The organism is Candidatus Harpocratesius sp., from assembly GCF_054039255.1.
Genome location: NZ_JBPLBG010000010.1, coordinates 45031 through 51426, shown reverse-complemented (window position 1 = coordinate 51426; position 6396 = coordinate 45031). Strand labels below are relative to the sequence as shown.

Annotated in this window: 5 protein-coding genes; 3 read left to right on the top strand and 2 right to left on the bottom strand. The window is 28.9% G+C overall.

Features of this window, described 5'->3' with window-relative positions:
* Positions 1-170 precede the first annotated feature (170 nt).
* Complete coding sequence (locus tag ACXLDF_RS02650; RefSeq protein WP_457556940.1) at positions 171-530, bottom strand: hypothetical protein; 360 nt, start codon at positions 528-530, stop codon at positions 171-173.
* Between the two features lie 240 nt (positions 531-770).
* Here ACXLDF_RS02650 and ACXLDF_RS02645 point away from each other — a divergent pair, with 240 nt between their 5' ends.
* Positions 771-2681, top strand: coding sequence for an Eco57I restriction-modification methylase domain-containing protein (locus ACXLDF_RS02645; RefSeq protein ID WP_457556939.1), 1911 nt, complete (start codon positions 771-773; stop codon positions 2679-2681).
* Position 2682: 1 nt separating this feature from the next.
* Here the strand turns inward: ACXLDF_RS02645 and ACXLDF_RS02640 are convergent, their stop codons facing one another.
* Complete coding sequence (locus ACXLDF_RS02640; protein ID WP_457556938.1) at positions 2683-3885, bottom strand: Rab family GTPase; 1203 nt, start codon at positions 3883-3885, stop codon at positions 2683-2685.
* Between the two features lie 187 nt (positions 3886-4072).
* Here ACXLDF_RS02640 and ACXLDF_RS02635 point away from each other — a divergent pair, with 187 nt between their 5' ends.
* Together ACXLDF_RS02635 and ACXLDF_RS02630 are read left to right on the top strand one after the other, a co-directional pair.
* The gene (locus ACXLDF_RS02635; RefSeq protein ID WP_457556937.1) at positions 4073-5302 is read left to right on the top strand and encodes a VWA domain-containing protein; all 1230 of its coding nucleotides are present in this window, start codon (positions 4073-4075) and stop codon (positions 5300-5302) included.
* A gap of 34 nt (positions 5303-5336) precedes the next feature.
* Positions 5337-6395 carry an NAD(P)-dependent oxidoreductase gene (locus tag ACXLDF_RS02630; RefSeq protein ID WP_457556936.1) on the top strand — a complete coding sequence of 353 codons (1059 nt, stop codon included), beginning with the start codon at positions 5337-5339 and terminating at the stop codon, positions 6393-6395.
* Position 6396: the final 1 nt, after the last annotated feature.

Below are 6396 nucleotides of genomic sequence, written 5' to 3'. Positions count from 1 at the left end.
AATTTACTAAAAGTTTAATAAAACATGCCCCCTAACTTTTTTGTTGTAAGTGGTATTCATCGATAAATTTTTAATTATTTTTGAGAAAATATTTTTGTCGGATCATTAACTTGTAAACTTAAGAATTTTTTTTTTTTTTGATAACAAAAAAAGTATTTCTTTTAAAAAAATCAACTAGAATTTAAACTTTGTAAAATTGCAACGAGTAAAATAAAGATAAACTCTGAATTTGGGAAAATAACCATAATTATTCCAGTTTGAAGATCCATTTCAATTGAAATTCCAATATTCTCCAATTTCTGCTTAATAATATCTATAATGTATTTTTCTTCTAATTCATCAGGTAATGCATCAATAGTAAAATTCACTTTAATTGGATTTTCTTCAGATTTAGTGAAAATTTTTGAATCAGGCCAATAATGAGAGCAGAAAAAATCAAAAAACTTACAATTATCAAAAATTATCCGAAAAGTTCCATTTCTAGATAAATTATTAAGATGAATATGAAATGGTTTTAAGTACTCCCCCATCACAGTGCTTAATACTTTAATGGGAAATTTTTTACCTATATGATGAAATACCTTCCCGTTTAAAACAATTTGACTCTTTCTAACAAAAGTCTGACTTATCAGATAAATACCCCCTTCTTATTACTAAAAGAATTATAAACTCTATCTACTTAAACATATCCGACAAAAACGGATAAATTTTCACATCAATAAAAATTCGATAAGAATATTAAATTACATTAATACTAATAAATGATAAATTTGAGTAAAAATCAAATTTCCAACAACAATCTTGCTCATGAATTTTTAAATAATCTTGAAATAATTCAAGAGAATACATTTATAAGAGAAAAAGAGCGCGAAAGATTGATAAAAAAGTGTTGGAAAAAAACTTTTGAATCAATTTTTAAAAAATATAAAAAAAAAATAGAGTCAACACCAAATATTCAAAAAAAAATTACATTAATTGAACATTTGGGTCAATTATATCAATTTTATCTGATAAATTCATTAAGTTTTAAAAATAATTGTTGGGAAATTACGCGAAATAAAAAGAAAAATGAAAATTTAGGTGTAATTTATACGCCAAAAGAGATAATCCAATTCATAATACAATGGATTATGAAAAAACTAATGAATAATCTTGGACAATCTACTAGTACATTAAAAGTTGCAGATATTGCATGTGGTCCTGGTCAATTTTTATTCGAATGGATTATTAAAGAGCATAATTTAAAAGAGAATTATAAATCAAATTTGTACGGGTATGATAAAGATCCAATTGCAATTCAAATTGCCCAATTATATAAATGGCAAAAACTCAAAATTCTTAAGACAGATTCTCTATTCGATAGTAATCTAGAACAACCAAATCAGTTTGATATTCTTATAGGAAATCCTCCTTATATTAAATCTAGCGCAATAGATGATAATTATTGGCAGAAATTAAAAGCTAAATATAAAAGTACTTATCAAAAATTTGATCTTTCAGTTGTTTTTTTAGAGAAATGCTTGAATTTAATTAAACCAGGAGGTATTTGTGGATTAATCATCTCAAATAAATGGTTAATATCCAAATATGGCTTAAAAATAAGAAAAATGTTATTAACTCAAGTACAAATCCTTGCAATTATCGATCTCTCTCAATTATCCGTATTTTTTCAAGTTTCAACCTACCCTATTTTATTCTTTTTTAAAAAAAAAATTGAAAATGATTCAATCAAAGAAGAACAACAATTTTCTAACACTTTTTGGATTGAATTATTTCATTTAAAAAAATTAAGTGAATTATCAGATATATTATCAGGAAAAATTCAAGGATTTCGAATTCAACAAAATTATTTCTATTCAACACCTCAATTTGCATTTATCACTAATATTTCAGAGAATGAAATGAAATTTCTTTCTCATTTTTGGAATCTACCTCCAAATTCTTATTTCTTTTTAGGTGACTCTTTAAGTCCTTATACCTTACGAAAGGGAATTCATACCGGAAACTGCCGACAAAAATTAATTTATTCAAATACTCAAGATAAATATGAAATGAATCCAAATTTCAAGCCTTTAATTACCAGTCGCCAGAAAATTGAGAGATATAGGATATCATGGCAAGGATTATGGATAAATTATGATAATAATGTATTTGATAAAACTAAGGGAGATTATGGATCATTACGAGATAAATGGATTTTTGAAGCATGTCCTAAAATTTTTATAAAATTATTTGGAATTAGGCTTAAAGCAGCGATAGATTTCTCCCGGTATTATGTAAACAATTCAGTAATTATTCTTCTTAGAAAAGACCAAAACTTTTCTTTCCCTAAAAAACAGAAAAAGCTTTTTCTATCAAATACAGTATTTCAAAACATTGAACAAGAATTTTACTTTTTACTTGGAATATTAAATTCAAATTTAATTTCAGATTATTATCGTTTAATATTCAAACATACTCATGTTCGGGGTAATTATCTTCAATTTTATATTAATGATTTATCAAAAATTCCTATAATCATTATAAACAAAAATAATTTCAAAATTGCACAAGAGATTGCGCGTTTGTCCAAAAATCTTGTAAAATTATATGAAAACTATAATGAAAACAACCAATTAATTAATGAAAAAGAAAAGATAATTGAAAAAAGAGTACAAATACTATATGGAATAACGAGCTAATTTATAAAAAGAGATCAACTAATGGAATAAGATCCTCTCTGAATTTTCTAATTCCTAATACTTCTTCTCTTAAATCTGTAGTTAAAACCCATAAATAGACCATACCGCTATCTGATGATGTAATATACTCAGAAATAAAATGTAAATTATTTCTTTTGTAATTTAATTCATAAAAATCTTCGCGCTGTATTCCAGTAGTAAGATGGAAAAGATAAAGATTTTGTAGATATGCTGCTGAATTTTTTAACATTTCTTCTTCTTGATGAGTTTCTCCATAAGAACCAAAAACTAATCCAGTAGAAGATATTAACACACAAGCCCGAGCTTTAATATCCTTTGTATATGCTTTCAAAAGCTCTTGAATTATTCCTCCTGAAGTAGAAATTTTCTTTAATGCTAATGAAAAGAGATTTTCAATGGAATTTCGCTCGTATATTGAGCTTACAGCAAATCCAACATCGAAATTTGATGAAATTTTCTCAATTTTATCAATTAATTCAAGCCGTTGTTCATTTAATTTTTCATCATTTGCAATATCAGGATCTAATTTTGAAAACACAACTAAAACAGGAATAATTAAATTATACTTTTCAAAAGTTGTTAAGATTTTCTTGAAATAATTCAAGGATTCTTCATATCTATCCGGATCTTGTATATCAATAATGTAAATCATCATATCTGCACCAGTAAAATACATATCTGCCTTTTCAAAATACTGGTCTTGATATTGACTTTGTCCTCCAAAGTCGAATGCAACCAACTCATATCCAAGAATATTTGTATTTTGGCGCTGTAAACCCCGCGTAGGGAGTAATTCTTTTATTGCAGAATATTTTTCAGATAATGCAGTAAGTGCAGAAGTTTTTCCTGCATTTCCCAATCCTAAAAAGATAATTTTCTTTTTCCCTTCACCATGTTCAGCGATTTGGGTCATATACCAAAAAATCAATTCACAAATCATAGCTAGTTTATTGGTATCATCTGGATTTAATCCTTCCAATACAAGAGGTTCACGATATTTTGCTAAATCTTTTATAGAGACCAGATCTAACTCTTCAAAGAAGGGTTCCCATTGAGGATTCCAAGCATTTAAAGTACTGAAGGGAAGATCTAAAACATCAGTTGGTTTTTTAATCGAAGTAAAATCAACCCCATCTTTGAAAAACGACTGGATTTTTGTAAAGAAACTCGGTTGTTGATCCATTTCGTAGTCACTTTTGTCAATGAGTGATCTTTGAAAAATCTTCTCTTTTAAAGAATAAGAAAAAAGAAAAATCGGAGAAGTGACTTTTAGGTGAGTTAAAATTTTTCATTGGAAATCTAATCTACACTAAATTCTTTAAGAATTGAGAGATAATAATAATATATCAAAATTCACTAACATGATTTATATGCCTGAAACGATCTCCGAAGCTATTGTATTTCTATTAGATGCGTCACGATCGATGTTTCGCACAGATTATAGCCCTAATCGTCTTGATGCATGCAAATTGGGAATTATTGAATTCATTCAGGCACGTTTATTAAACGATAGCGAAAACTCAGGAGCATCAGCTTTCGGATTGGTGGTTGTAAAATCACAAGCAAAAAAAATTTTTGATTTTACTGATCTTGCTAAATTAGATGAGTTTTCTAATTATTTACCCGATTTAGTTTGTAGTGGAAAAAGTGCTTTGGGTGAAGGTTTGGGAATGGCAATTAAAATTTTAATTGAGGATATCCGAACGAATGGAGCACGAGTTCCACGTATTTTCATTTTTTCAGATGGAGCATATACTCTCTCAAAAATTGATCCCTTAAAAATGGCATCTCTTGCAAATCAACTAGGAATGAAAATAAATGCAGTGCAACTCGGAGAGGTGCAAGCTTACAGTATTTTAAAGCAGATAACTGAAAAAGCAAATGGGCAATTTTTACATGCAAAAAATACAGAAAATATCATTCGTTTTGTTCAAAATATTGCACAAAATAATTTTCTTCCACCAGGAAGTTCAACGGATTCATCAAAATCTAGAATTCCACAACCAATTCTTAAAAAGATTGCATCACCCTTATTGACTGAAGCCCAAATGACCAAAGGATCTAAAGATCAGCAAGATTTAATTGCCCGACTTCGAGGAACCAAATCATACGAAAAATGTTCAATTTGCTTTCAAACTAACGATCCAATTTCAAAAACAGATTTCAGTATTAGTGGTGCTTATTGCCCAAACTGTGGTACTCCTATGCATTATTCATGTGCAAGTTTGTGGGCTAAAAATCAGAATAAAGAAGGTGATGGTACAATATTTCGTTGTGTTCATTGTCTTTATTTATTAAAAATACCTGCTTCAATTAAGACTGCAGTACAAATGCACCAAAATCTAAAGCAAGAAATGAGAAGCGAAGGAATGCAAACTAAAACTCAAACAGTCCAAGCATCTGTTTATTATGCTAGGGATTTAGGAGATGAAGCATTATATTCTGCTTGTCCTGTATGTTCAGGAATTTTTGAAGAAGATGAAAAAGTAATCAAATGTGGTAATAGAACTTGTAATGCAATTTATCATGTTAAGTGCTATGATAAGTTGAAAGATCACCAGTGTAAAGTTTGTGGCTCGAAAATGGTGAAAATGTTCTGAATATCGATTTCACCTACCAATATGTGCATCAAAAATGGACAAAAATTCTTCTCTGCTGCCTTCTTTAAAGATTGTATTCTTATACAACACAATCTCACCTTTGGTTTTGCGTTATTTGAAAAAAAAGTTTCACGCTTTTCCAAATATAGAATTAATTATTCCTAAATCCCTATCTTTAGAAGATATGATTCCATTAGTAGAAACTGCAGATGTATTAATTGGGTGGAAGTGTTCTTTAAAATTATTAAAAAGAGCAAAAAAGTTAAAATTATACATCACTCCGTATACAGGAGTAAGCTACCTAGTTGAAACTTTTAAAAAGCTTTCAACCCCTCCATCCTTTCCAATTGTTAATGCTCACGGAGCGGCAATATTAATCGCACAACATGCAGTAGCATTATTATTTGGAATTCTGAATCATTTAGTTATTCATCATAATGAAATGTTGGAGGGAAAATGGATTCCAGGCGGAGAAGGTGTAGAAGAGCAATTTCCATCAATTCCAATTATGGGAAGGAAAATTGGATTGTTTGGTTACGGCCAAATCAATCAAAAAGTGCACAAATTACTCCAAGGATTGCCTGTTGAATTCCATATTATGAAGAGAAATTGGAATTTTGACCAAAATGATTCATTTCCTACTCTAATTCACACTTATATCCCAAAACAACTTGATTTATTTATGAAATCAATTGATACATTAATAATTGCTGCACCATTAACACCTCAAACGAAGAATTTGATAAAAATGAAGCATTTACGTTTATTGGGAAAGGAAGGAATAATTGTGAATGTTGGACGCGCAAAAATCATCAATGAACGAGATTTATTTAATGCGTTAAAAGATGGTATTATATCACGAGCAGCTTTAGATGTATGGTATATTTATAATCCAAAACCCGATAAATTTAATCGATTGTGGCCTTATTCTTATCCCTTTAATACTTTGAAAAATGTATTGTTATCCCCTCATAGAGCAGATTCACCTTTTGATGATTTGCGTCGCTGGGACGATATTATTGAAAATATAATAAAAGTTGCATCAGGAAAAAAAGATTTTATTAATCAAATTAATTTGGAACTGGGATATTGAT